This is a genomic window from Sporolituus thermophilus DSM 23256 (assembly GCF_900102435.1).
In the GTDB taxonomy this organism is placed as follows: Bacteria; Bacillota; Negativicutes; order Sporomusales; family Thermosinaceae; genus Thermosinus; species Thermosinus thermophilus.
In genome coordinates this window covers 33,121-55,918 of the sequence record NZ_FNBU01000011.1, presented here as the reverse complement: position 1 = coordinate 55,918, position 22,798 = coordinate 33,121, and the positions used below count along the sequence as shown (strand labels likewise).

Here is a 22,798-nt window from a genome sequence, read left to right as displayed (position 1 = left end):
TCACGCGGTAATAATATTGGCGCGACCAATGATGCAATCTTTTGCAGAATCAATCATGAAATGAAATCTCGCAGTAAAAAAGAAAAACGCCTTTCATGTAGAAATTCAAGATAAATAAAACATAAAAGTGATCATGCCGTCATAATGGAGGCATCTGCCAGGGGTAACGCGCATCAGACCTTAAACCAAGCAAAAAATAGCGACCAGCAATAAGTGAAGCGAGGGAAGATGTATTGATAAGCGGCCAACGCTGATGCTGGCAATTTGGCCGGCAGTGCAGGAAGTTTCTGGGCGAGTTGTCTGCAAATTCCGTGAAAACGAAAAAAGGAGCTGTTGCGGAATGAACTGGACCTGTAAAAACGCGGTCATTCGGCACGCTAAAGGCATCCATGCCAGGGTTGCCGCGATGGTTGTGCAAAAGGCGCATGAACTGGAGAAGTTATACAAAACGGAACTATTGCTTATTTCTGCTGCTGGCAAACAGGCACCGGCTACTAACATTATGGCTGTTATTGCGCTTAAAATCAGACAGGGTGAAGAAGTTCGCGTAGCCGCCTGTGGCCAGCATGCCGACAAGGCGGCCAGTATTTTGGCGCAGCTGTTGGAAAGCGATTTTATGCTGGTCGATGCGGCAATAATGCAGCAAGTTGACGATGTTTTGCAAGACAACGCCTTTACTGCCAGCGAAATTTTTAACAGCATGGCCAATGGTCTTATTGCCATTAATGAAAAAAATATTATCACCATATTCAATCCGGCTGCCGAACGCATCACCGGCATTGCGGCAGAAGCGGCGCTTGGTCGGCATATTTGCGAGATTATTCCCAATTCTCGCCTGCCGGCCGTCAACCAGTCCATGGTCGCCGAACTGGGGCAGCGCCAGGAAATTGGCAATTCAGTGGTTATTACCAACCGTACGCCAATCATCGTCAATGGGCAAAGCAGGGGCGCCGTGGCAATTTTTGAAGACATTTCCATAATTGAAAAACTAAGTTTTGAACTCAAACAGGTCAAAGAACTGCAGCAGCAACTGCAGCTTGTTTTGGAAACAGTACAGGATGGAATTTGCGTAACCGACCACCAGGGCACTATAACTTATGTAAATCCGGCCTATACTCATATTATTGGCCAAAAAGCGGCTGAACTAGTCGGAATAAACGTCAACCAGCTGTCGCCGCAGGGAGCGCGCAGCCGTGTACTGTCTTCCGGCCAGCCCGTAGTCGGCAGTATTTCCGTTAAGCCTAACGGGGCCATGGTCGTCGCCAATGTAAATCCTATTATTGTCGACAATGAAGTCGTCGGCACGGTATCGGTTGTCAAAAACATGTCGGAAATTCAGGAAATCATGCATAAACTTAGTATGGCAACGGAAAAGGCAGAATACCTTGAACACGAGCTGCGCCGCGTAAAAAATGCCGGTTCCTTGTTTAAGCGCTTTATCGGCAAGAGCGGCCTGGTGCGGGATGTGCTGGCGCTAGCTGCTAAGGCTGCTTCATCCAATGCTACGGTGCTGATCCGCGGCGAAAGCGGCACTGGCAAAGAGTTGATCGCCGAAGGTATTCATTATGCCAGCCAGCGTGCTGGTGGCCCATTTATCAGGGTAAACTGCGCTGCCATTCCGGTCACCCTGCTGGAAAGCGAGCTGTTTGGTTATGAAAAAGGTGCGTTTACCGGTGCTGTCAGGCGCAAACTGGGGAAGTTCGAACTAGCGCACAAAGGGACCATTTTTTTGGATGAAATTGGCGACATGGATAAAGCTATGCAGGTTAAGCTGCTTCGCGTCTTGCAGCATAAAGAATTTGAGCGCGTCGGCGGTGAACGCACTATTAAGGCTGATGTGCGCATTATCGCTGCCACAAACTGCGATCTGGAAAAAAAGGTAGCTGCCGGCGAATTTCGTGAAGATCTTTATTACCGGCTTAATGTAATTCCGATTTTTTTGCCGCCGCTGCGCGAGCGGCGCGAAGACATTCCCCTGCTGGTTGAGCATTTTTTGCATAAGTTTGCTGCCCAGCTGGATAAACCGCTAAAAACCGTTGCTCCCAATGCGATGGAGGCGCTTATGCGCTATCGGTGGCCCGGCAATGTACGCGAGCTGGAAAACATCATAGAACGGCTGTGCTCATTGTCCGACAATGTTTTAATTGGCCTTGCCGACCTGCCGCCATATATTTCCCAACAGCAAACGGCGATAATATCGGCTACTGGCAATGCAGAAGACGTTCCGCCGCTGCTCACCTGGGCGGAATACGAAAAAGCAATTATCACCAAAGCACTAACAAAATACGGCAGTTACAATGCGGCCGGCAAAGCGCTTGGGCTGACGCACAGAACGGTAGCCGCTAAAGCGCGCAAATACGGTTTGACGCATCTTCATATTGATAAAAAGTATCATGATTGATAAAAAATACCAGACCTTACTTTAATACTTGATATTTTATAACAATTTTAGTTGTTGTTTCAGAATATTAGTACTTTTTGTGCTTGATTTATTCCGCTTTGGCAGCTTGGCACGCTTTTTGCTTGGTAAGGATATTAGCACATTGCAATAATCTTTTTACGCAAGGAGCGTGATATTGTGAAGAAAATTATTAACTCGCCCGATCAGGTTGTAGACGAAATGCTGCAAGGCATGGTCTGTGCCCACCCACAATATGTGCGTCGCCTGCCAGGCTTGAGCGTGCTTGTGCGGGCCAACGCGCCCCAGCCTAAGGTTGCCTTGGTTAGCGGCGGTGGCAGCGGGCATGAACCTTCTCATGGCGGCTATGTCGGCCGCGGTATGCTGGATGCCGCGGTTGCCGGTGCGGTGTTTACCTCGCCCACACCAGATCAGGTGTATGAGGCGATCAAGGCCGTAAATGGCGGCAAAGGTGTGCTGTTGGTTATCAAAAACTATACCGGCGACCTCCTTAACTTTGAAATGGCAGCGGAAATGGCGGCTGCTGACGGCATTGAAGTGGAAAAAGTAATTGTCAACGACGACGTGGCGGTGGAAAACAGCACCTGGACAACAGGCCGCCGCGGCATTGCCGGTACGGTGTTTGTGCACAAGATTGCCGGCGCTAAAGCGGAAAGCGGCGCGCAATTAGCCGAAGTTAAACAGATAGCGGAAAAAGTTATTGCCAATGCCCGCTCAATGGGTATAGCACTGTCGCCCTGCACAGTGCCGGCTGCTGGCAAACCCAGCTTTACTCTGGCTGAAAACGAAATGGAAATAGGCATGGGCATTCACGGCGAACCAGGAACGCACCGTGCCCCCATTGAGCCGGCGGATAAAATAGTCGAACACCTGCTGGATAAGGTGTTAGCCGATTTAAATCCTGCCAGCGGTGATGAAGTAGCGGTTATGGTTAACGGTTTGGGCGGCACGCCGCTGATGGAGCTGTATATTGTCAGCCGCAAAGTCTTTAACGTGCTGCAGGCGCACGGCTTGAACATTGTTAAAACATATGTCGGCAACTATATGACTTCGTTGGAAATGGCCGGCTTCTCGGTAACGCTGCTTAAGCTTGACGGCGAACTTAAAACGCTACTATTGGCCCCGGCGGACACGCCTGCGCTTGTGCAGTTTTAAAAGGAGGACAAAGTTATGACGCAAGCAACAGTTGTAGCCGCCATTCAGGCAGTCGGCGAAGCAATAATTGCCCAAAAACAGTTTTTGACCGACCTTGATGCCGCCATTGGTGATGCTGATCATGGCATCAATATGGCGCGCGGTTTTGAACAGGTCATTGCCAAATTGTCCGCTGCGACTAATGAAATAGGCGCTACGCTGAAATTGGTTGGCATGACGCTGATTTCTACTGTCGGCGGCGCATCAGGCCCTTTGTACGGTACGGCTTTTTTGCGTGCTGCCGCCGCCAGCCAAGGGAAAACAAACCTTGATCGGCACACGGCGCAGGCCATGTTCGCTGCCGCCGTCAACGGCATTAAAGAACGCGGCAAGGCAACCAGCGGCGATAAAACCATGCTTGATGCGCTTGAACCGGCGCTTGCGGCATTTGCCGACGCCATTGCTGCAGGCAAGTCTTTGCCTGCTTGCCTTGATGCGGCATGTACGGCTGCTTATGGCGGCGTGGAATATACTAAAACCATCCCCGCGGCCAAAGGGCGAGCCAGCTATCTGGGCGAACGCAGCATCGGGCATCAGGATCCGGGGGCGACGTCATCTTACTTGATGCTGAAAGCGCTGGCTGATTTTTGCCGGCAGACTAAACTGGACTGGGAGTAAAGAATGGTTGGCATTGTGATTGTATCTCATAGCGCCAAAGTTGCAGAAGGTATTGCCGAACTTGCCCGGCAGATGGCCGGCCCCTCGCTTAGTATAATTGCTGCTGGCGGATTGGCAAACGGCGAAATAGGGACTGATGCTGTAAAAATTGTTGATGCTGTTAAAGCTGCTCAGACCGGCGAGGGTGTCGCTGTCTTAGTCGACTTAGGCAGTGCCGTGCTCAGCAGCCAGACGGCGCTGGAACTTTTAGACGAACAGTTTAAGGCAAATGTCAGAATTATCGACGCTCCCATTCTGGAAGGCGCCATTGCCGCCGCTGTGCAAGCAGCTATCGGCGGGACGATTGATGAAGTCGCTGCTACGGCTGAAGGCGCGCGGGCAATGCGCAAACTTTAGCACCGCCCAAAAACCAACTTTTTCCTAAACTTAACGCATAAATATAACCAGCAGTAGGAGGTCAAAGTCAGTGCAGCGAATACAGCTTACCATCAATAATCCGGCAGGTCTTCACGCCAGGCCGGCAGCCGCTCTTGTCCAGCTGGCTGCCAAATTTAAAAGCAGAGTTACCATCAGTGCGCGCGATAAAACAGCTGATGCCAAAAGCATATTGTCCGTTATGGGCCTGGGCCTTAAGCAGGGCGACAGCTTCGTTCTTGCCGCGGACGGTCCGGACGAGGACGAATGCTTGCAAGCGCTTAACGAACTTGTCGCACAAGGTTTTAATAACTAACCAGGACGTGATATAAATGTGCGCAATGTTTGTCGGGCGGCCGGTTTCACCAGGCATATCCGCGCCGGCGCGGCTAAAAAGCGCTCCGGCCAATTTTGAACAGTATTTACGACAGTATCAAAGCGAACCGCCAGAAGGCGAGAAGTGCCGATTGGAGCAAGCGTTGTCTGAGGCGGCGGCAGAGCTTAGAGCTATGGCGAATGCGGCGCGCGGCGCCGGCAAGGCCGACCTAGCGGCTGTCCTTGACGTGCAGCTGGAAATCTTAAGCGACCCGGTTGTAAAAGATGAGATTATCGCCAAGATTCGGGCGCAATTGCCTGCGCCGCAGGCGGTGCTCGACACTTATGAACATTACGCCGCCGAGTTTGCCGCAATGGATGACGAGTATTTCCGCGCCCGCGCTGCCGATATCCGCGATGCAGGACGGCGCGTCGCCCGCCGCCTGCTCAATGCGCCTGCCGTTGCGCTAGAGGATAGTGCAGTGGTGCTGTTTGGCGGCGAAATCGAACCGTCGCTTTTGGCCGAAGCTGATAACGGTCAGCTGGCCGGGCTGATTCTTGGGCAGGCCGGTATCACTTCCCATGCGGCGATTATTGCTAAGTCCCGGTCTATCCCTGCCGTCGCCGTCGCTAAAGAAGTTTTTCCGGAGCTGGCTGACGGGCTGGAAGTCATTGTCGATGGCAATGCCGGCGCGATAATTATCAATCCGGACAAGCAGGAACGCGACCACTATCAGCGCCTGGCTAGCGATTATGCGCGGCGACAGCGCGAAGTGCAGGCCGCAGCAATGTTGCCGGCAACGACTGTCGACGGGGCAAAAATAACGGTTGCCGCTAATATTGCCCGCCCCCAAGATATGACTGTCGCGTTGAAGGCCGGCTGCGAAGGCGTTGGTCTGTTCCGTACCGAGTTTGTGTTTGCCGGACGGGCAACGCCGCCAACGGAGGAAGAACAATTTAAGCAGTACAGCCAGACAGTAAAACAATGCGGCGAGCATCTTTGCGTTATTCGTACGCTTGATGTCGGCGGCGACAAACCATTGCCTTACATAAATCACGAGCGGGAGCAAAATCCGTTTTTGGGCTGGCGGGGCATACGCATAAGTCTTTCCCTGCCCGAACTGTTTCTTGCGCAGTTGAAAGCAATCTTGCGGGCTGGCTGTTACGGCAAAGTAGCAGTTATGCTGCCTATGGTAGCCTGCATTGACGAGCTGCACCAAGCGAAGCAATTCATGGCAGAGGCTAAGCGGCAGCTGGCTGAGCAGGGACAGCCGTTTGCCAAAGATGTTCCGCTGGGCATAATGGTGGAAACGCCGGCATCAGCCCTTATGGCCGATGTTTGGGCCCAGGAGTGCGATTTTTTCAGCATTGGCACCAATGACCTTATTCAGTACACACTGGCGGCTGATCGCGGCAATCCGCGGGTCAGCAGCCTTTACTCCTGCTATCATCCTGCCGTGCTGCGTTTAATCAAAGCAGCAGCCGACGCTGCCCGCAAGCAGGGCATATGGGTCAGCGTATGCGGCGAAATGGCGGCCGACCCGCTCGCGGCAGCGCTGTTGGTCGGTTTCGGCGTTGACAAGCTGAGCGTAAATCCGGCGTCAGCGCCGGAAATCAAGGCGGCAATTCGGCGACTGTCAGTTGCTCAGGCAAAAGAAGTGGCCAATGAGGTTTTGGCCATGACTAGCGCTGATGAGGTTAAACAGCATGCTGCCGCCAAAATTTTCCCGGCTGCTTTGGCTTAACCGTTTTCGAAGCAGGCGGTGATGCCAAACCTTCTTGTAAGGCGCTACGTTACTAAAGAAACGGGACGGGTTATGCCTCCTATTAGGTCATAACCCGTCCCGTTTGCTATGGCGGGCTAGCTTTATTTTGCCGCGGCAGCTATAGCAACAATTGGTAGTTTAAGGGCTTTTCGCCGCTAATGCCGTGCCGGTTTTTCGACCTGGCGGCGCTAAGAGGCTAACCGGCGTGGGCAGGCAGGTCGCGGCTGGCGATAATGTCTACACCGAGACCGAGAATGTTGGCGCAGACAACATCGCCTGCACGGATAGGTGCTTTTACGGTTATATTTGTCAAACAGCGCACACAGTCGATAATTTTGTCTTTTGGCAGCGGCTGGCGGGAGACTACTGGAAGAAGCGGGAGTAGGCCGCCGCTGACCTGTACGGTGGTTGTTAACATACGTTTGGGCGCTGTTACCTCTTCGCGCGCATACTGTTGGCCGCGCAGACAGGTAAACCCAGTTACGGAGGTTATGTTACCACCTTCAAGTTCTATTTCCCCTACACAGCTCATAGGGCAAACTATGCAGCTTATTTGGCGTTTAGTTTTGCGCATGATGATTTCACCGCCTTGATTTCTATTTGTTCACAAATGGTTTGCAGTTTATCAGCAGGAAGCTCGATGACAATCATCTCGCTGGGTTTGGCGACTGGCAACCGGCGCTCTAGGAGGATTTTGCCGGCAGATATCATTTGGAGGGTGATTTCCTTAGCCGGTTTGGCGACGCGCAGAAATAAGCGCACAGGGTCGCTGGCAGTTTCCAATGTAAGGCGCTGCGGGACAACCGAGCGTATGCCGTCGCCGGGGAGCACACTTACCTGTTGCGCCGATGCGGCAAGCTCGCCACGGGCGTACCGCGCCGCATATTTGCCGGCGATGTCGCCTTCCTCGGATACAAAGTCCACTAAGTCATGAACATGTACAACATTACCGGCGGCAAAAAAGCCGCTTAATGATGTGTGGCGGAACTGGTCGACGATCGGACCGCCGGTGATGTTGTCGATGGCCACGCCGGCAGCGCGGGACAGCTCGTTTTCCGGGATGAGGCCAACTGACAAAAGGATGCAGTCGCAGGCAATGTCAAACTCGCTGCCGGGAATGGGGCTTAGCTGTTTGTCGACTTTAGCTACCGTTACACCAGTTACACGTTCGCGCCCGTGAATAAAGGTGATGGTATGGGACAAGTACAGCGGAATGCCATAATCTTCAAGACACTGGACAATGTTGCGCGTAAGGCCGTTAGAATAAGGCATGATCTCAATGACGGCTTCGACTTTGGCGCCCTCGAGCGTCATGCGGCGGGCCATAATTAGGCCAATATCGCCTGATCCTAAGATGACAACCCGTTTGCCTGGCAAGTACCCTTCCATATTTACCATGCGTTGGGCGGCACCGGCAGTAAACACGCCCGCTGGACGGTAGCCTGGGATGCGGATGGCACCCCGGGTGCGCTCCCGACAGCCCATGGCAAAAACAACCGCTTTGGCGTGGATAGCTACCAGTCCGGCCTGGGGGTTTACGGCCCAGACCGTTTTGTCCGGACTAACCTCAAGCGCCATGGTGTCGAGCATAACCGTGATTTTGGGGTCGTCAGCCACCATTTTTATAAACCGGTGGGCATAACCTGGGCCGGTAAGTTCTTCGTGAAACCGGTGGAGGCCAAAACCGTTGTGGATGCACTGCTGGAGGATGCCGCCAGGCTCGCGGTCACGTTCAATGATCAACACTTTTTCAGCGCCGGTTTGGCGTGCGCTTAAGGCTGCCGCCAGGCCGGCCGGGCCGCCGCCGATGATCGCCACGTCGTAACAAAGGGTGCTGCTACTTTTAGTCATGGTTGGTCACCTCGCAAGAGCTGCAATATCTATCAGCGGGCAGTTTAGCGTAAAACAGATAAGAGTGGGCGGTGTCCTTGCGTACCGCGGTCACGGGAATACCCAGCTCGCGGGCTAAAATGGCGACAACGCGCGGCCCGCAAAAACCTCCCTGGCACCGGCCCATACCCGCGCGGGTGCGCCGTTTTACGGCGTCAACTGTCCTGGCACCGCATGGCGCCTGAATAGCGTCAACAATCTCACCTTCAGTGATTGACTCGCAGCGACAGATAATCCGGCCGTAGAGTGGGTTTTGCGCGACCAGTCGGCGCTGCTCGTCACGCGGCAGCTGGTGAAATTTGGGCCGCCGTCGGCGGATAGGGTTAAAGTCAGCTTTGGGGCGCAGGTCAAGCCCCTGCTCGTGTAAGATGCCTGCTACCATTTCGGCGATGGCCGGTGCCGCCGTCAGGCCGGGAGACTGGATACCGGCCGCATGGATAAGCCCCTTGACAGTAGCTGACGCCCTGATGACAAAGTCGCCGTCGTCGGCGGCTGCGCGCAGGCCGGCAAACTGGGTAATGGTAGCGTGCAAGGGGAGGTTGGGCACCATCTTGCGGGCGCCGCTAATAATCTCTTCCATGCCCGCGGGCGTACTGGCCAAGTCAGTGCGGTCGTCAACTTCGTAAGCATTGGGGCCGATGAACAGGTTGCCATGGACGGTGGGGCTGACGAGAATGCCTTTCGAAACTTTGGTCGGTGTCGGAAAAATGACGGTGTTTACTAAATTGCCTGCTGTTTTGTCAAACAAGATGTATTCGCCTTTGCGCGCTCTTATGGCAAAACTACTGTCGCCGGCCGTCCGGCTAAGTTCGTCGGCGTGCACGCCGGCAGCATTGATGACAAAGGGCGCACTGATAAAACCCTTGTTAGTTTGCGCGCCGCATATGCGATGACTTGCGGTGACGATTTTTTCGACCGCGCACTCGGTCAAAACGCGCACGCCATTGTGCACGGCGTTTTCTATCATAGCGATGGCCGCGCCGAACGGACAAATCACGCCTGCTGTTGGCGCCCAGAGCGCACCGGTAATGTCCTTGTTTAAGTTGGGCTCGCGCGCTAGCGTCGCCTCGCGGTCTAACATGACCAAACCTGTTACACCGTTGGCCTTGCCGCGGGCCAATAGCTCTTCCAGTGTTTTCAGATCGCTCGTGTCGCGGGCGACGACCAGCGAGCCAGTCCACTTAATTTCTAGGTCAAGTTCACTGTGCAGCTGGCGATACAGCTCATTGCCGCGCACGTTCAGCCTGGTTTTGAGCGAACCGGTCGGCGCATCAAAACCGGCGTGCAATATGCCGCTGTTGGCCTTGGTAGTTTCCATGGCAACATCCGGATGGCGTTCGACAAGGATGACGTCAAGTGCATATTTGGCTAGCTCGCGGGCAATTGCTGCGCCGACGATGCCGCCGCCGACGATGACTACGTCTGCTTTCATGTCCAGCATCTCCCTTTGAAAAAATGTAAATATTCAGAAAAAGAGATGATCCATCTCTGCCCCGCTTTAACCGAGCAAAGTTTGGACCATCTCTTTATCTCCAAGTCCGAAGGCTATGATATATGCCGCTAATTTGCTAATCTTCCCAATCCATCGCGCGCTTTACGGCTTTTTGCCAGCCGCTGTACAGCTTCGCCCGCTTGGTATCATCCATGGCGGGGGTGAAGCGGCGATCAAGCTTCCAATTATTAATCAGATCCTCTTTGCTGCGCCAAACGCCTGCCGCTAGGCCGGCAAGATATGCGGCTCCCAGAGCGGTAGTCTCGGTAACTTGCGGGCGGTCAACAGGCACGTTGAGGATGTCGGCCTGAAACTGCATAAGCAAATTGTTGGCAACTGCGCCGCCGTCTACTTTAAGCGCTTGCAGTTTTATCCCCGAGTCGGCTTCCATGGCGCCGAGCACGTCTTTGGTCTGATAGGCAAGCGAATCGAGAGTGGCCCGGATGATATGCGCCTTGGTTGTGCCGCGGGTAAGGCCGAGGATGGCGCCGCGTGCCTTCATATCCCAGTAAGGTGCGCCTAGGCCGACAAACGCCGGTACGACATAGACGCCGTCGGTGCTTGCTACTTTGCGGGCAAAATATTCGGAGTCAGGTGCAGTTTCGATGATTTTCAGTCCGTCCCTTAGCCATTGAATTGCAGCGCCGGCAATAAAGATGCTGCCTTCCAGGGCATATTCGACTTTGCCGCCTAGCCCCCAAGCGATAGTGGTTAAGAGACCATTCTGCGAGTCGTACAATTTTTCGCCGGTGTTCATTAGCATGAAGCAACCGGTACCGTAAGTGTTTTTCGCCATACCGGGAGCAAAGCACGTCTGTCCGAATAGCGCTGCTTGCTGGTCGCCGGCGATGCCGGCAATAGGTACGGCCGCACCGAAGAAGACCTCCGGGGCGGTTTGGCCGTATATTTCGCTGGACGGGCGCACAGCTGGCAGCATGGCTTTGGGCACGTTGAGGATGGATAAGAGTTCGTCATCCCACTTGAGCTCGCGGATATTATACATAAGGGTGCGTGATGCGTTGGAGTAGTCGGTGACATGCACTTTGCCGCCGGTGAGCTTCCAAACAAGCCAGGTGTCGATAGTGCCGAAAAGAAGCTCGCCGCGGGCAGCGCGTTCTCTGGCGCCTTCCACGTTATCGAGGATCCATTTTACCTTGGTGCCGGAAAAATACGCGTCGACTACCAGGCCGGTTTTTTGGCGGAAGGTCGCTGCCAGCCCCTGGGCTTTTATTTCGTCGCAGATAGATGTAGTGCGGCGACATTGCCAGACGATGGCGTTATACACCGGCTTGCCAGTGGCTTTGTCCCACACGACGGTGGTTTCGCGCTGGTTGGTAATGCCGATGGCGGCGATATTCTCGGGTTTAAGGTCAGCTTTGGCCAGCGCTTCTGCCACTACGCCAATCTGGGTGCTCCAGATTTCTTCCGGGTTGTGTTCTACCCAGCCCGGTGCGGGATAGATTTGGGTAAACTCTTTTTGGGCAACAGCAACGATGTTAGCTTGGTCGTCAAAAATAATCGCCCGTGAGCTAGTTGTGCCTTGGTCAAGCGCCAATATATATTTTTTCGTCATGCCAATCACTCCCTAATAAAAATAGTACCTTAAATTAATCCGAACGTTTTGCCTATGAAGTAAGCAATGATTGCGCCGATAAACGGACCGACGATCGGTACCCAGGCGTAGCTCCAGTCAGAGCCGCCTTTACCGGGAATAGGCAGTACGGCATGAGCGAGGCGCGGGCCGAGGTCGCGGGCGGGGTTGATGGCGTAGCCTGTCGGTCCGCCGAGGCTAAGGCCGATACCCCACACCAATATGCCGACCAGGTAGGGGCCAAGGCCTTGGGCGATGCCGCCGACCGCTTTAGAGAAAATGGCAAAAATGGGGACAATGAGGATGACTGTGCCGATAATTTCGCATAGCAGGTTGGCAGAGTAATTTCTGATCGCTGGGCCGGTGCAGAAAATACCCAGTTTTGCTCCCTGATCTTCGGTAATTTCCCAGTGGGGTAAAAAGGCCAGCCATACGATTACGGCGCCGGTAAACGCGCCGGCAAGCTCGGCCAGCATGGTGGCTACGGCGTGGGGTACGGTATAGACGCCCATTAGCGTTTTGGCTAAAGTGACCGCAGGATTAAGATCAGCCTGCGGCGCGCCGGCGGCAATGGCGCAGAATACCCCCATAATAACACCGAAGGCCCAGCCGGCAGTAATGACAATCCACCCGGCGCCCTCGGCTTTGGATTTTTTCAACAGGACGTTGGCCACTACGCCACTGCCGAAAACAATGAGCACCGCTGTGCCAAAAAATTCTCCTAACAGATTTGTCATACCTAAACCCTCCTTTGCATTTGAAATTTTTTACAGAATTAGGGATTTTGGTTATAAATGCTAGAAATTGATACCGGCAAACCCTCCTTTTGTAAAAAAATAAGAGAAGTCCTATTGCACTTTACAGTTAAATAAAGTGCGTTAGGACTTCTCCTCATCTCCAGTCCAGCAGCGGTATTAAATTGTGGCCATATTACATTATATGAATATTCGATAAATTTCTTCTTATTACTTTTATTTTCTTTTCTCGGTTCTTTGGCCAATTCCTGCTATCCGAAAAAAATTATTTTTTTCACAAACTTCCAGGTAAAATGTGCTTGGCGGTAAATGGCAAACAGCAATGCAGCATGGAGCTATTGGCAAAACGAATAATGGATGGCTCCGGCTGACAAGCCGGAGCGGCAGCTACAATAAAAGGTCCTAACGGCATGAACTTTAGGACCAAAATGACCAAAAAGAGGCCGTGCCGGCATATTTATTTAATATTGAAAATATAAAAACGAATAGCGCAATTTTGCCAAAATCGCCAAGCCCCCACCGGGCAGCGCGCGAGGCAGGGAGGTGACAGTCAGCGGCAGGATGAAAGCTCCGGTTTTTGCTACAACTTACATAAAAAGGAGTGAAAGTCATGAGGATCAGAATGACCAGCCTGGTAGCCCTGTTACTCGTCTTGGTAATGGTCGTGGCCGGCTGTGGCAGCAGCAAGGAAAGCGCCAAACAGCAGCCCAAATATCCTAACGGGCCGATTACCATTATCGCGCCTGCCGGCCCGGGCAGCGGCTGGGACTTAACGGCCCGCAGCGTGGCCCAGGTGCTGACCGAGAAGAAGATCGTGCCGGTGGCCATGCCGGTGGAAAACCGTGCCGGTGGCGGCGGAGTGGTAGCCTCAAGCCACATCATCGAGAACAAAAAAGGCGACGCCCACACCCTTGTCGTCTATTCACCGCCGCTGCTCCTTACCAACCTGAACGGTCAGACCAAGAACAGCTATAAAGACCTGACGCCCATTGCCCGCCTGTTCTCCGACTATGAGTTTTTCGGAGTAAAGAAAGACTCTAAGTATAAGAGCCTGAAAGAAGTACTCGAAGCGCTGAAAGCCGACCCCAAGAGCGTTAAGGTCGGCGGCGCCTCCGCTCCCGGCAGCATGGACCACCTGGCCTTTATGATGGCCGCCAGCAAAGCGGGCGTAAATATAAAAGAAGTGCCGTATATCAGCTTCCAGGGCGGCGGCGAACTAATCGCGGCGCTGCTCGGCGGGTCGATCGACGTTATTTCAACCAGTGTGGGCGACGTCCTCGGCCAGGTTGAGGCCGGCAATATCCGCGGCCTGGCCGTCACTTCGCCCGAACGGTTGAAAGACCCCCGGGTGGCCAATATCCCGACGTTAAAAGAGCAGGGCATCGACGCTACTTTTGAGGTCTGGCGCGGTATTTTCGGTCCGCCTAACATGCCTGAACATGCGAAGAAGTACATGGTGGAAGCTATCGAGAAGATGAGCAAGACGGAAGAATGGGCCAATACCTGCAAGAAGTATAGCTGGGTGCCCACCTACGCGCCAGCTGATGAGTTTACCAAGTTCCTGGATGAGCAAAACAAAATGCTGGGTGACCTGCTGAGAAGCATGAACCTGATTAAGTAACCAAAGCCAGGCTAGCGGCCCCGTCAGGGGCCGTTCGGCCTGATAAGGAGGCGACAAAAGTGAAGCAATGGACGAGCGACCGCTGGATTGCCACCGGTTCAATCATCGTATCGGTCTTATACATGCTCGCGGCGTGGAAATTGCCGCGCTTTACCATGGCGGCCGTCGTGGACGCCCATGTTTTCCCTTTATTTATCGGCGTCTGTCAGCTGTTGTTATCGCTCTGGTTATGGATGATTTCCTCCTCGGATAAAAAACAGGACTCGCCCTGGCAGGGACTCGAGCTAAAGGGCGGCGCTTTTCTCCTGCTGCTGGCTGCCATGTATATTGAGGCGTTGGAAATGCTTGGCTTTATCATTACTACTTTTTTGTTCCTGGCCTTAGCCCCCCGCTGTCTGGGCTGGCAGAAATGGCGCGTCAGCGTGCCGTTGGCCGCAATCGTTGCCTTAGGCGTCTTTTATCTGTTCAACAACATTCTGATGGTGCCGCTGCCGGAAGGCATCTTTGCGCTCTAGGAGGTGAATGGCATGGATAGTACATTATCAATGTTTCTGGCCGGTTTGCAGTTGGCCTGCCAGCCGGAAAATTTGCTGGCGGTGGCCGTGGGCTGCATTGTAGGCACGATGATCGGCGTGCTGCCTGGCGTCGGCCCGGTCAGCGCCGTTGCCCTGCTGGTGCCGCTGTCGTTCGGTTTGCCGCCGGCCACCGCGCTGATTATGATGGCCGGCGTGTATTACGGCGCCATGTATGGAGGCTCCACTACATCCATTTTGCTCAACGCCCCGGGCGAATCGGCGTCGGTCGTAACCTGCATCGACGGCCATAAGCTGGCCTTAAAAGGCCGGGCCGGCAGCGCCCTCGGTGTCGCCGCCATCGGCTCGTTCATCGCCGGGACGCTGGGCGTTATTGTCCTCATGTTTCTGGCGCCGCCGCTTAGCCAACTGGCCATTGCCTTCCAGCCGCCCGAGTATTTCGCCCTGATGGTTTTAGCCCTGGTCGCATCGACCTCGCTGGGCGAAGGTTCGCTGGTCAAGGCGCTTATCAGCATGTGCGTCGGCCTGGCCATCGGCACTATCGGTCAGGACGTGCAGACCGGCACCCTCCGTTTTACCTTTGGCAGTTCCGAATTAGTCGACGGCATCGATTTCCTCGTCGCCGCCCTCGGCCTGTTTGCCCTTTCCGAAGTCCTGTCGGAAAGCGTGGAACCCCATGCCCTTGCCAAACGCATTCCCTTCAAAAGCCCCTATCCTACCTGGCAGGACCTTAAGCGGTCGTTCGGCGCCATGCTGCGTGGCAGCGGCCTGGGGATTTTCTTTGGCCTACTACCCGGGGCGGGCCTGATAACTTCGCCGTTTGTGTCGTACAGCGTGGAGAAGCAGCTGTCCAAACATCCGGAAGAGTTTGGCGAGGGTGCCATCGAAGGGGTCGCCGGCCCTGAGTCGGCCAATAACGGCGCTGCCGCCGCCGGCTTTGTGCCCCTTCTTACCCTGGGTCTGCCCGGCTCGGCGACAATGGCCCTCCTGCTCGGCATTTTCATGATGTGGGGTATCCAGCCGGGCCCGCTACTCATCCCGCAGCACCCGGAAATGTTCTGGAGTCTGGTAGCCAGTATGTATGTCGGCAATGTCATGCTGCTCATCCTCAATCTGCCGATGGTGCCGCTTTTCGCCAAAATCATTGACATCCCCAAACCGCTGCTGTTACCCATGATTTTGGTCTTCGCCTTTATCGGCGTTTACTCGGTCAACAGCAGTACCTTCGACCTGTGGCTGGTACTGGCCTTTGGCGTCATGGGCTTTTTGATGCGGCTGTACCGCTTCCCGGCGGCGCCGCTGGTTATGTCGCTCGTGCTCGGGCCGCTAATGGAAAAGGCTTTGCGGCAGGGGCTGACGATGTCCAACGGCAACCCGCTGATTTTCTTTGAACGGCCCATCGCGCTGGGCGTATTCATCCTCGCGGCCATTTTTCTCTGTATTCCCTTGGTGAAAGCCAGAAGGCGTGCAAAAGCGGCGGCTGCTGGCTAATTGCCGCCTGGCAGGGAGGTGGCGCTAATGGAGCGAATATTCCGGGCAGGGTGATTTATTTGTTCAAGTTGCCAAAACGCATGCCCCTCCAACTTAAGATCATGCTGCTCACTATATCGGTGGTGTTTTTAACACTGCTGACAGCTGGCATTTTGGTCATTAAAAATGTCGCCGAAGACGAGCAGGCCGACATCAGCAAGCGGGCGCTGGACATCGGCCGGATGGTGGCGACGGTGCCGGCGGTGCAGCGGGCCATTTTGTCCGATAACCCGTCGGCCGTGCTGCAGCCCTTTGCCGAGCGGTGGCGTGTTGCCACCGGCGCGGCCTTCATTGTCATCGCCAACATGGACCAGATCCGTCTGTCTCACCCCATAACCGCCAACGTGGGTACGCCGATGGCCGATTTGTACCGGGAGCCGGTGCTGCATGGCCAGGAGTACGTCTATGTGGGTAAGGGCAGTCTGGCGCCGTCGCTTAGGGCCAATGTGCCGATTTATGCGCCGGACGATCCGGCGCGCCAGATTGGTTTTGTGTCGGTAGGTTTTTATCTTGACGACCTCAATAAAACCATTGCCGCCGGGACCAAACAGGTGCTGTACGCCCTGCTGATCGCACTGGCCTTCAGCGTGGGCGGCGCCGTGTACGTGGCGCGGGATGTGAAGAAGGCCATTTTCGGGCTGGAGCCCCATGAGATTGCCGCCCTGCTGCGGGAGCGCACCGCCACGCTTGAGGCCATCCGCGAAGGGGTGGTAGCCGTCGACAAACAGGGCTGCATCCGCATGCTCAACAGCGAGGCCGCCAAGCTGCTTGGCCTCAGGCCGGACGAGGCGGTAGGCCGGCCGATCGACGCCGTTCTGCCGGAAAACCGGCTGGGGCAGGTTATTCAAACCGGCCAGGCGGTGTACGACCAGGAACAGCGGGTTGGCGACATCATCATTTTCGCCAATAGTGTCCCGATTGTCGTCGATGGGGAAGTGACGGGAGTGGTCATCAGTTTCCGCGACCGGACCGAGGTGTACCGCCTTGCCGAGGAGATTACCGGCGTCCACCGGTTCGTTGAGGTTATGCGGGCCCAGGCGCATGAATACAAAAATAAGTTGCATGCTATCGGCGGCTTGGTGCAGCTTGGCCGGTATGAGCAGGCGGTAGACTTCATTACCGAAAACAGCTCGCCGCACCAGGGCTTGTTTGACCAGCTGCGCGGCACGGTAAAAGAAACGGTGACCTTTGCCCTGCTGTTAGGCAAGAGCAGCCGGGCGCGGGAGCTGGGCGCCGAACTGACGGTGACGCCGGACAGCGCCCTTACCGCCCTGCCGCGCCATTTCAGCGGCGGCGACATGGTGCTGGTGCTCGGCAACTTGATCGAAAATGCGCTTGAAGCGGTGCGGGCGGCCCCGGTCAGGCAGGTGACGGTGCGGCTGAGCGAAACGGCGGAGGGGCTGACGATCGCGGTGCGCAACAGCGGCCCCTGGATTGACGATGCTTTGGGTAGCCGGATTTACCAGCGCGGCGTGACGACCAAAGGCAGCGGCCGCGGCTACGGGCTGGCCCTGGTGGCGGAAAAGGTGAAGGTCAGCGGCGGCTCGGTCAGTCACCGCAACCTGCCGGAAGGCGGGGTTGAGTTTACCGTTTTCATTCCAAACCGATAGAAGGTGAAGGTTATGGACCCGCTCAAAGTGTTGATTGTCGATGATGACCCCATGGTCGCCGAGATCAATAAGAGTTTTACCGAGGCGGTCGCGGGGTTCACGGTTGTAGGCGTGGCCAAGAACGGCCGGGAGGCGCTGGAGCTGTGCGCCGCCAGGAAGCCCGATCTGGTTATTTTGGATATTTACATGCCAGAGACGGACGGGCTGGAAGTGCTCGCCAGCCTGCGCCAGGGCAGCGCCCCGGTAGACGTCATCATGATTACGGCGGCCAATGACAGCGCCACCATCAGCAAAGTGCTCAGATGCGGCATCGCCGGTTATATCATCAAGCCCTTCAAGTTTGAACGCTACCGGGCCGTGCTGGAAGCTTACCGCGATTTCCGCTACAAGGCGGCGGTGCAGCCCAGCCTCTCGCAGGCTGACCTGGATGCCATCCTGGCCGTCAAGCTGGGCCATGATCCCAAGGATATACCCAAGAACTTCCATGTCAATACCTTTAACGCGATTATCGATTACCTCAGTCGCCAGACCGTTCCCCGGTCGGCGGAGGAGGTGGCCCAGGGCACCGGCGTGTCCCGCGTTACCGCCCGCCGCTACCTGGAATACCTTGTTACCCAGGGCCAGCTCCAGATGGTGCTGGAATACCTTTCCGTGGGACGGCCGCTCCACCGGTTCAAGCTAAAGACACGGGACGGTTTATGACTTAAGTTTAAGTCATAAACCGTCCCGTTTGACTATGGCGGCGCAGACGTATTTGACAGCGGTTGCGCTATATCTTTTCAAACAGACGCTGCAGCCGTGCGTTCAAATCGTGCCGGTTATTAAAGCAATCCTTTTTGCAGCGGTCGACGCCGGCAGCGATGTTGTCGGCTTCGTAGACGATGTAGGCGGGGTGAGCTTTGTCGGCCAGGCCACGCAGGTCGGTGGCGTGGTGTCTGGCGACGCATTCGAGCAGCAGCCGCCCAACGTCGCTATCGGCGAAGTCGCCCAGGCAGGTCGCTAAAAACGCGCGACCGCGCTGGCTGTGGCTGCCTTCGCCCAGCCCTGAGCGGTAGCAGATCTTGCCAGTGTCGTGCAGCAGTTCTGCCAGCGAAATAATGCGTAACCATCGCTCTATCTGCCAGTCCTCCTATTGGATTGCAGCCCACGGCTGCAGGAATATTTTGATTTTTATTTTAACAAGTGCTTCGCGCTGGTTTTGTTGGTTTATGTCGCTGATTAAATAAAACGGCAAAATTTTTGACTTGCTGGCGATAATTTTTTTGAAAATGCTGGCGCCGTTCAGAAACTAAATAATACTTTGTCGCCACGATTACATGTGGTGGCTCTTTTTTTGGGTCAGCCATTTTGCCAGATCTTGCGCCTTCCTTTCTTCCCGCCTAGCTGAAAGCTTGTCACCAATTGAATCATAATATTTGGCTAGTGTTATGCGGGCCTGAACAGAGTTAGGGTTGAGGGTAATTGCTTTTTTGGCAAGCTCGGCTGCTTCGCAAATTCGATCTAAATCCTCCGCTATAATGGAGTCCGTCCCCTTACGGGGATTTTGTTTTTAAACTTTCTACGATGCACTGGAGAATTTCCAAAATTCCCGGCGGGATACGTTTCCGTCCCCTTACGGGGTTTTTGTTTTTAAACCCTGCGCCCGCGAGGCCGCGCCGCTGCTGGGCTGAATCGGCAGTTTGCGGGAACTTCGTCAATTTTTACGTGAAAATTGTAGCAATCACCGTCCAAATGCCCGCCAAGCCTTGCTGCGCCTATAGCGGGAGGTTTTGTCAGTTTTTGTTAATTTTGGCTACATCTTCATGATATAACTGGCGCGGGAAGTTGTCAATATTTTTAGAATATGAGGTGTGAGGTATGAAGTATGAAGCGGAAAGCGGCAGAAAATAGAAAATTGTACGAATTGCATTCGCTTGTGCAGGAATGTTCTAGCTTTTATAGAAGTAAAGTCGTAGCTCAGATAAAATAATTTGGTTGTATTTGGCAATCCAAAAATGCAGATTTCGGCAATTAAGTAATTATTCATCCATCCGCATAAACTTGACAAGGAGCCTCTGCGGGTATGATATTTAGGCTGCGCGGCGTTGCTTAGGCAACACCGCTAGAACAGCCAATCATACCCGCCCCTCCATGCAAAGTTTATGCAAACTTTGTTCAATTTCGGCATTTTATACGTGCAGATTTCGGCAGCCAAACTATGCAAAATAAGTCTGCCATAAACATTTGGTAATGCGATAATTATTTTGATACCAACATGCATAATTATCTAAACATGGGGAAACAACTTAATGGCAAGAGCGTTTATTGGGTATCACGGAACATCCCAAAGAAGAGCGGCAAAAATCATAAGAGAGAGACGTTACAAGCTTTCCGTTGATACGGAAAAGCGTCCTCAGTGGTTAGGTGATGGTGTTTATTTCTTTGAAAAGCTTTCATGGGCGAATCGGTGGGCAAAGTACAGATATCGAGACGATTGTGCGGTAGTTAAAAGCCGGATTATCGCTCACTCTGTTTTCGATCTTGAAGAACCAGACGATTACGATGAATTTATGTATGTGGCGAAGCTTATCATCGATACGTGCAAGGAGCATGGTGAGGAATGTCGTTTAAAAAATGGCGTTGTATTGAATTTTATATATAATAAGATTAGAAAATTCGATGTAGCGCGGGGTATTTTTACCTGGGAAATAGATAATGCCCTGGAAGAATGGATAAATGTACCTGAAGCTCATATACAGCTATGTGTTAGAAATCCCGAATGTATAAAATCATTTAAATTACTGTAGGTGATAAATTGTGTTAAGAGCCGATCGCAAGAAAGAAATTGATATGATATTTGCCGCAATGTCATATGAAGAATTACGGGCGGAGTTAATAGTCGCTGGAGCCGAGTTTACCGCTACTAAAAACAAGATTGTAGAAAGTAGTAATGCATATTTTGAAATAAAATATTCAACGAGCTCTCTTAAGTACCAAATTGAGTTTAATGAAACAGACTTTGTTTTCGATCAGGGAGTTGCTGCCTAATGGACAAGCAGTCTTCTTGTATTTTAAAATTTCATGATTATATCATTCGCAAAATGAGTTTTCAAGTTCATCCAACATATTTCACGCCCGATCCAGACCAAGCATCTCTTGCCACTAGCGTTCGACATGATGTTAGTATCGATGAAAAAAACCAACAGGCATCGGTTACTCTTGAATTAAGTATTGGTTTACCAAACGAAGAAAAACCAAACCCGCCATTCACTATTCATGTAGTTTTGGAAGGCTTCTTTTCCTATCACGCAGACGGAAATGTAACACCTACCTTTGACCGTGTTTGTAACGTTAACGCTACTGCAATATTGTTCCCTTACTTACGAAGTATTGTAACAGATATAACAAAAATTGCTAATGTCAACCCACCATTAATAATACCTCCAGTTAATATTAACAAACTATTAAAACATGATGACAAAACCGCCGGTTGAGCGAACAACATTGGCGGTTAGCCGGTTGTAAATGGCGTTAAGCAGGTCGAGCGTGGGAAGTTATCCTGCGGCGGGTTGACCATAAGAATTAATTATGTGCTGGATGTCGGCATAAGTGAGATAACCGTCTTGGCGGCTGGCGATTGCTAATAAGGCGGATAAAATAGTGGAGAGCAAGGCTATATCCTTGCTTGGTATTACGAAAAGGCAGTCCTTGGAGTACAGGGATGCCTTTTGTGATTTTCCGTCCCCTTACGGGGTGAGGAGGTTAAAACCCAGTTGTCTATGGTTTTGGAGTATGCGGTATGAGTTGTAAAGTCGATTAAAAGAATGTTGCTCTTTTAGGTTTTAGGCAAATAGGCATAGAGTTCCGTGGTATCATATTTTAAATTGATTATTTCTTGATTATTTTTTGACTCAAAAGTTATAATAATTATAACAATCTGCGAAAAAAGGTGGTGCCGATATGAGGGTTAAAATTCGCCCGATGACCGACTTGGCAAAAAAAATGGATGAAATTGAGGACCTTTGCATTAATAAAAACCTACCGGTTTACATCACTAAAAAAGGTTCTGAGCGGTTAGTTGTTCTTAGTCATGAAAAATATGAAAGCCTGGTTGCGGATCTGGAGCGGTTAAAAGAGGAAAACGAGCTTTATCAGTCATTGATACAAGCTGCTGGAGAGAGCCGTAGAGGAGAGGGACGTGAAATTAACGATTTCATGAATGAACTGGATAACGAAATCAGGGAGTTGGCAGATGACGCAAAAAACACCCGGAAAATATCAAGTTAAAATCTTGCCCACAGCGCAAAAAGACCAATATACTTTAGCAAGTTTGCGCAAAAGCAAAAAGCTGTCGCAACCTGAGTTGGCACGGCTGCTAAAAATTTCAAATAATCATAAGTTGGCAATAACTGTTATATTATGGTATAATAAAATAAAAAACGAGGAGGGTTCTTATGAAGAGCCTCAAAGGGACCAAAACCGCCGAAAATCTTTTAAAGGCATTTGCCGGGGAGTCGCAGGCCCGCAACCGTTATACCTACTATGCCTCGGTGGCCGATAAGGAAGGTTATAAGCAGATTAAAAATATATTTATTGAAACAGCCGAGAATGAAAAAGAGCACGCCAAAAGGTTTTATAAGTTTCTACTCGAGGGTTTCCAAGGCGAACTGCCAACGATGATAGAAATTAATGCTGCTTACCCAGTTGCACAGGGAACCACCCTTGATAATCTGAAGGCAGCGGCAAGCGGTGAAAATGAGGAGTGGGCCGACCTTTATCCAGCATTTGCCAAGACCGCCGAAGAGGAAGGTTATCCGGAAATTGCTGCAGCCTTTAAAATGATTGCTTCCGCTGAAAAAAGGCATGAAACGAGATTTAACAAACTAGCCGCCAATATCGAAAATGGCAAGGTTTTCAAAAGAGATGAAAAGGTCTTGTGGAAATGCGGCAATTGCGGCTATGTCCACGAAGGGACAGAGGCGCCCGAAATATGTCCGGCCTGTGTTCATCCCCGAGCATATTTTGAACTGTTTGTAGAAACCTACTAAAGAACAATTTAAAACTTGATACA

The 22,798-nt window shown here is 52.7% G+C and carries 23 protein-coding genes; 18 read left to right on the top strand and 5 right to left on the bottom strand.

The genetic code is table 11. From position 1 onward, the window contains the following. Nucleotides 1-340 precede the first annotated feature (340 nt). The 6 genes from BLQ99_RS08105 (at nucleotide 341) to ptsP (ending at nucleotide 6,705) form a co-directional block, all read left to right on the top strand. Nucleotides 341-2,401, top strand: a complete 2,061-nt coding sequence (locus tag BLQ99_RS08105; protein WP_093689890.1) for a sigma 54-interacting transcriptional regulator — start codon at nucleotides 341-343, stop codon at nucleotides 2,399-2,401. Nucleotides 2,402-2,578: 177 nt separating this feature from the next. Further along, complete coding sequence (gene dhaK, locus BLQ99_RS08100; protein WP_093689888.1) at nucleotides 2,579-3,574, top strand: dihydroxyacetone kinase subunit DhaK; 996 nt, start codon at nucleotides 2,579-2,581, stop codon at nucleotides 3,572-3,574. Nucleotides 3,575-3,589: 15 nt separating this feature from the next. Beyond that, nucleotides 3,590-4,231 (top strand): dihydroxyacetone kinase subunit DhaL, encoded by a 642-nt coding sequence (gene dhaL, locus BLQ99_RS08095; RefSeq protein WP_093689886.1) that lies wholly within the window; start codon nucleotides 3,590-3,592, stop codon nucleotides 4,229-4,231. Between the two features lie 3 nt (nucleotides 4,232-4,234). Then, the gene (gene dhaM, locus BLQ99_RS08090; protein ID WP_093689884.1) at nucleotides 4,235-4,627 is read left to right on the top strand and encodes a dihydroxyacetone kinase phosphoryl donor subunit DhaM; all 393 of its coding nucleotides are present in this window, start codon (nucleotides 4,235-4,237) and stop codon (nucleotides 4,625-4,627) included. A gap of 70 nt (nucleotides 4,628-4,697) precedes the next feature. Continuing rightward, entirely contained in the window at nucleotides 4,698-4,961 is a 264-nt protein-coding gene (locus tag BLQ99_RS08085; protein WP_093689882.1) for an HPr family phosphocarrier protein, read from the top strand. A 16-nt stretch (nucleotides 4,962-4,977) separates the two neighbouring features. Next, nucleotides 4,978-6,705: a phosphoenolpyruvate--protein phosphotransferase gene (gene ptsP, locus BLQ99_RS08080; protein WP_216093644.1), complete on the top strand. Its 1,728-nt coding sequence runs from the start codon at nucleotides 4,978-4,980 to the stop codon at nucleotides 6,703-6,705. A 217-nt stretch (nucleotides 6,706-6,922) separates the two neighbouring features. Here ptsP and BLQ99_RS08075 read toward each other — a convergent pair whose 3' ends face one another. The 5 genes from BLQ99_RS08075 to BLQ99_RS08055 form a co-directional block, all read right to left on the bottom strand. After that, nucleotides 6,923-7,300 carry a DUF1667 domain-containing protein gene (locus BLQ99_RS08075; protein WP_093689880.1) on the bottom strand — a complete coding sequence of 126 codons (378 nt, stop codon included), beginning with the start codon at nucleotides 7,298-7,300 and terminating at the stop codon, nucleotides 6,923-6,925. Further along, nucleotides 7,276-8,577 (bottom strand): NAD(P)/FAD-dependent oxidoreductase, encoded by a 1,302-nt coding sequence (locus BLQ99_RS08070; protein ID WP_093689878.1) that lies wholly within the window; start codon nucleotides 8,575-8,577, stop codon nucleotides 7,276-7,278. The genes BLQ99_RS08075 and BLQ99_RS08070 overlap by 25 nt, the downstream gene beginning before the upstream one ends. After that, entirely contained in the window at nucleotides 8,570-10,048 is a 1,479-nt protein-coding gene (locus BLQ99_RS08065; RefSeq protein WP_245690364.1) for an NAD(P)/FAD-dependent oxidoreductase, read from the bottom strand. The genes BLQ99_RS08070 and BLQ99_RS08065 overlap by 8 nt, the downstream gene beginning before the upstream one ends. Before the next feature lie 136 nt (nucleotides 10,049-10,184). Beyond that, the gene (glpK, locus tag BLQ99_RS08060) at nucleotides 10,185-11,681 is read right to left on the bottom strand and encodes a glycerol kinase GlpK (protein WP_093689876.1); all 1,497 of its coding nucleotides are present in this window, start codon (nucleotides 11,679-11,681) and stop codon (nucleotides 10,185-10,187) included. 29 nt (nucleotides 11,682-11,710) lie between these two features. Beyond that, nucleotides 11,711-12,436 (bottom strand): MIP/aquaporin family protein, encoded by a 726-nt coding sequence (locus BLQ99_RS08055; RefSeq protein ID WP_093689874.1) that lies wholly within the window; start codon nucleotides 12,434-12,436, stop codon nucleotides 11,711-11,713. Nucleotides 12,437-13,064: 628 nt separating this feature from the next. Between BLQ99_RS08055 and BLQ99_RS08050 the strand changes: the two genes are divergently transcribed. The 12 genes from BLQ99_RS08050 to rbr all read left to right on the top strand — a co-directional run bounded on the left by BLQ99_RS08050 (nucleotide 13,065) and on the right by rbr (nucleotide 22,775). Beyond that, a complete protein-coding gene (locus BLQ99_RS08050) occupies nucleotides 13,065-14,075 on the top strand; it encodes a tripartite tricarboxylate transporter substrate binding protein (protein ID WP_093689872.1) in 1,011 nt (336 codons plus the stop codon). A 59-nt stretch (nucleotides 14,076-14,134) separates the two neighbouring features. Next, on the top strand, nucleotides 14,135-14,590 hold the full coding sequence (locus BLQ99_RS08045) for a tripartite tricarboxylate transporter TctB family protein (protein WP_093689870.1): 456 nt from the start codon (nucleotides 14,135-14,137) through the stop codon (nucleotides 14,588-14,590). Nucleotides 14,591-14,602: 12 nt separating this feature from the next. Then, nucleotides 14,603-16,099 carry a tripartite tricarboxylate transporter permease gene (locus tag BLQ99_RS08040; RefSeq protein ID WP_093689868.1) on the top strand — a complete coding sequence of 499 codons (1,497 nt, stop codon included), beginning with the start codon at nucleotides 14,603-14,605 and terminating at the stop codon, nucleotides 16,097-16,099. Nucleotides 16,100-16,158: 59 nt separating this feature from the next. Continuing rightward, nucleotides 16,159-17,748 (top strand): ATP-binding protein, encoded by a 1,590-nt coding sequence (locus tag BLQ99_RS08035; RefSeq protein ID WP_425440874.1) that lies wholly within the window; start codon nucleotides 16,159-16,161, stop codon nucleotides 17,746-17,748. Nucleotides 17,749-17,760: 12 nt separating this feature from the next. After that, entirely contained in the window at nucleotides 17,761-18,450 is a 690-nt protein-coding gene (locus BLQ99_RS08030) for a response regulator (protein ID WP_093689866.1), read from the top strand. Nucleotides 18,451-18,502: 52 nt separating this feature from the next. Then, nucleotides 18,503-18,751 (top strand): hypothetical protein, encoded by a 249-nt coding sequence (locus tag BLQ99_RS08025; protein ID WP_093689864.1) that lies wholly within the window; start codon nucleotides 18,503-18,505, stop codon nucleotides 18,749-18,751. Between the two features lie 1,285 nt (nucleotides 18,752-20,036). Continuing rightward, the gene (locus BLQ99_RS08020; protein WP_093689862.1) at nucleotides 20,037-20,534 is read left to right on the top strand and encodes a hypothetical protein; all 498 of its coding nucleotides are present in this window, start codon (nucleotides 20,037-20,039) and stop codon (nucleotides 20,532-20,534) included. A gap of 10 nt (nucleotides 20,535-20,544) precedes the next feature. Further along, on the top strand, nucleotides 20,545-20,775 hold the full coding sequence (locus BLQ99_RS08015; protein ID WP_093689860.1) for a hypothetical protein: 231 nt from the start codon (nucleotides 20,545-20,547) through the stop codon (nucleotides 20,773-20,775). Continuing rightward, a complete protein-coding gene (locus tag BLQ99_RS08010; protein WP_093689858.1) occupies nucleotides 20,775-21,221 on the top strand; it encodes a protein-export chaperone SecB in 447 nt (148 codons plus the stop codon). Before BLQ99_RS08015 ends, BLQ99_RS08010 begins: the two co-directional genes overlap by 1 nt. A 466-nt stretch (nucleotides 21,222-21,687) precedes the next feature. Further along, nucleotides 21,688-22,014: a type II toxin-antitoxin system Phd/YefM family antitoxin gene (locus BLQ99_RS08005; protein WP_093689856.1), complete on the top strand. Its 327-nt coding sequence runs from the start codon at nucleotides 21,688-21,690 to the stop codon at nucleotides 22,012-22,014. Beyond that, entirely contained in the window at nucleotides 21,980-22,288 is a 309-nt protein-coding gene (locus BLQ99_RS14930) for a hypothetical protein (protein ID WP_171904630.1), read from the top strand. The genes BLQ99_RS08005 and BLQ99_RS14930 overlap by 35 nt, the downstream gene beginning before the upstream one ends. Continuing rightward, nucleotides 22,182-22,775 carry a rubrerythrin gene (rbr, locus tag BLQ99_RS08000; RefSeq protein WP_093689854.1) on the top strand — a complete coding sequence of 198 codons (594 nt, stop codon included), beginning with the start codon at nucleotides 22,182-22,184 and terminating at the stop codon, nucleotides 22,773-22,775. Before BLQ99_RS14930 ends, rbr begins: the two co-directional genes overlap by 107 nt. The last annotated feature ends 23 nt before the right edge of the window (nucleotides 22,776-22,798 follow it).

Excerpts from the sequence above, each read along its gene's own strand:
- BLQ99_RS08070 (WP_093689878.1), bottom strand. The coding sequence starts at position 8,577 with ATGACTAAAAGTAGCAGCACCCTTTGTTACGACGTGGCGATCATCGGC.
- BLQ99_RS08065 (WP_245690364.1), bottom strand. The coding sequence starts at position 10,048 with ATGAAAGCAGACGTAGTCATCGTCGGCGGCGGCATCGTCGGCGCAGCA.
- dhaM (WP_093689884.1), top strand. The coding sequence starts at position 4,235 with ATGGTTGGCATTGTGATTGTATCTCATAGCGCCAAAGTTGCAGAAGGT.
- BLQ99_RS08050 (WP_093689872.1), top strand. The coding sequence starts at position 13,065 with ATGAGGATCAGAATGACCAGCCTGGTAGCCCTGTTACTCGTCTTGGTA.
- BLQ99_RS14930 (WP_171904630.1), top strand. The coding sequence starts at position 21,980 with ATGACGCAAAAAACACCCGGAAAATATCAAGTTAAAATCTTGCCCACA.
- BLQ99_RS08055 (WP_093689874.1), bottom strand. The coding sequence starts at position 12,436 with ATGACAAATCTGTTAGGAGAATTTTTTGGCACAGCGGTGCTCATTGTT.
- ptsP (WP_216093644.1), top strand. The coding sequence starts at position 4,978 with ATGTGCGCAATGTTTGTCGGGCGGCCGGTTTCACCAGGCATATCCGCG.
- BLQ99_RS08030 (WP_093689866.1), top strand. The coding sequence starts at position 17,761 with ATGGACCCGCTCAAAGTGTTGATTGTCGATGATGACCCCATGGTCGCC.
- BLQ99_RS08040 (WP_093689868.1), top strand. The coding sequence starts at position 14,603 with ATGGATAGTACATTATCAATGTTTCTGGCCGGTTTGCAGTTGGCCTGC.
- glpK (WP_093689876.1), bottom strand. The coding sequence starts at position 11,681 with ATGACGAAAAAATATATATTGGCGCTTGACCAAGGCACAACTAGCTCA.
- BLQ99_RS08010 (WP_093689858.1), top strand. The coding sequence starts at position 20,775 with ATGGACAAGCAGTCTTCTTGTATTTTAAAATTTCATGATTATATCATT.
- BLQ99_RS08075 (WP_093689880.1), bottom strand. The coding sequence starts at position 7,300 with ATGCGCAAAACTAAACGCCAAATAAGCTGCATAGTTTGCCCTATGAGC.
- BLQ99_RS08020 (WP_093689862.1), top strand. The coding sequence starts at position 20,037 with ATGGCAAGAGCGTTTATTGGGTATCACGGAACATCCCAAAGAAGAGCG.
- BLQ99_RS08005 (WP_093689856.1), top strand. The coding sequence starts at position 21,688 with ATGAGGGTTAAAATTCGCCCGATGACCGACTTGGCAAAAAAAATGGAT.
- rbr (WP_093689854.1), top strand. The coding sequence starts at position 22,182 with ATGAAGAGCCTCAAAGGGACCAAAACCGCCGAAAATCTTTTAAAGGCA.
- BLQ99_RS08105 (WP_093689890.1), top strand. The coding sequence starts at position 341 with ATGAACTGGACCTGTAAAAACGCGGTCATTCGGCACGCTAAAGGCATC.
- dhaL (WP_093689886.1), top strand. The coding sequence starts at position 3,590 with ATGACGCAAGCAACAGTTGTAGCCGCCATTCAGGCAGTCGGCGAAGCA.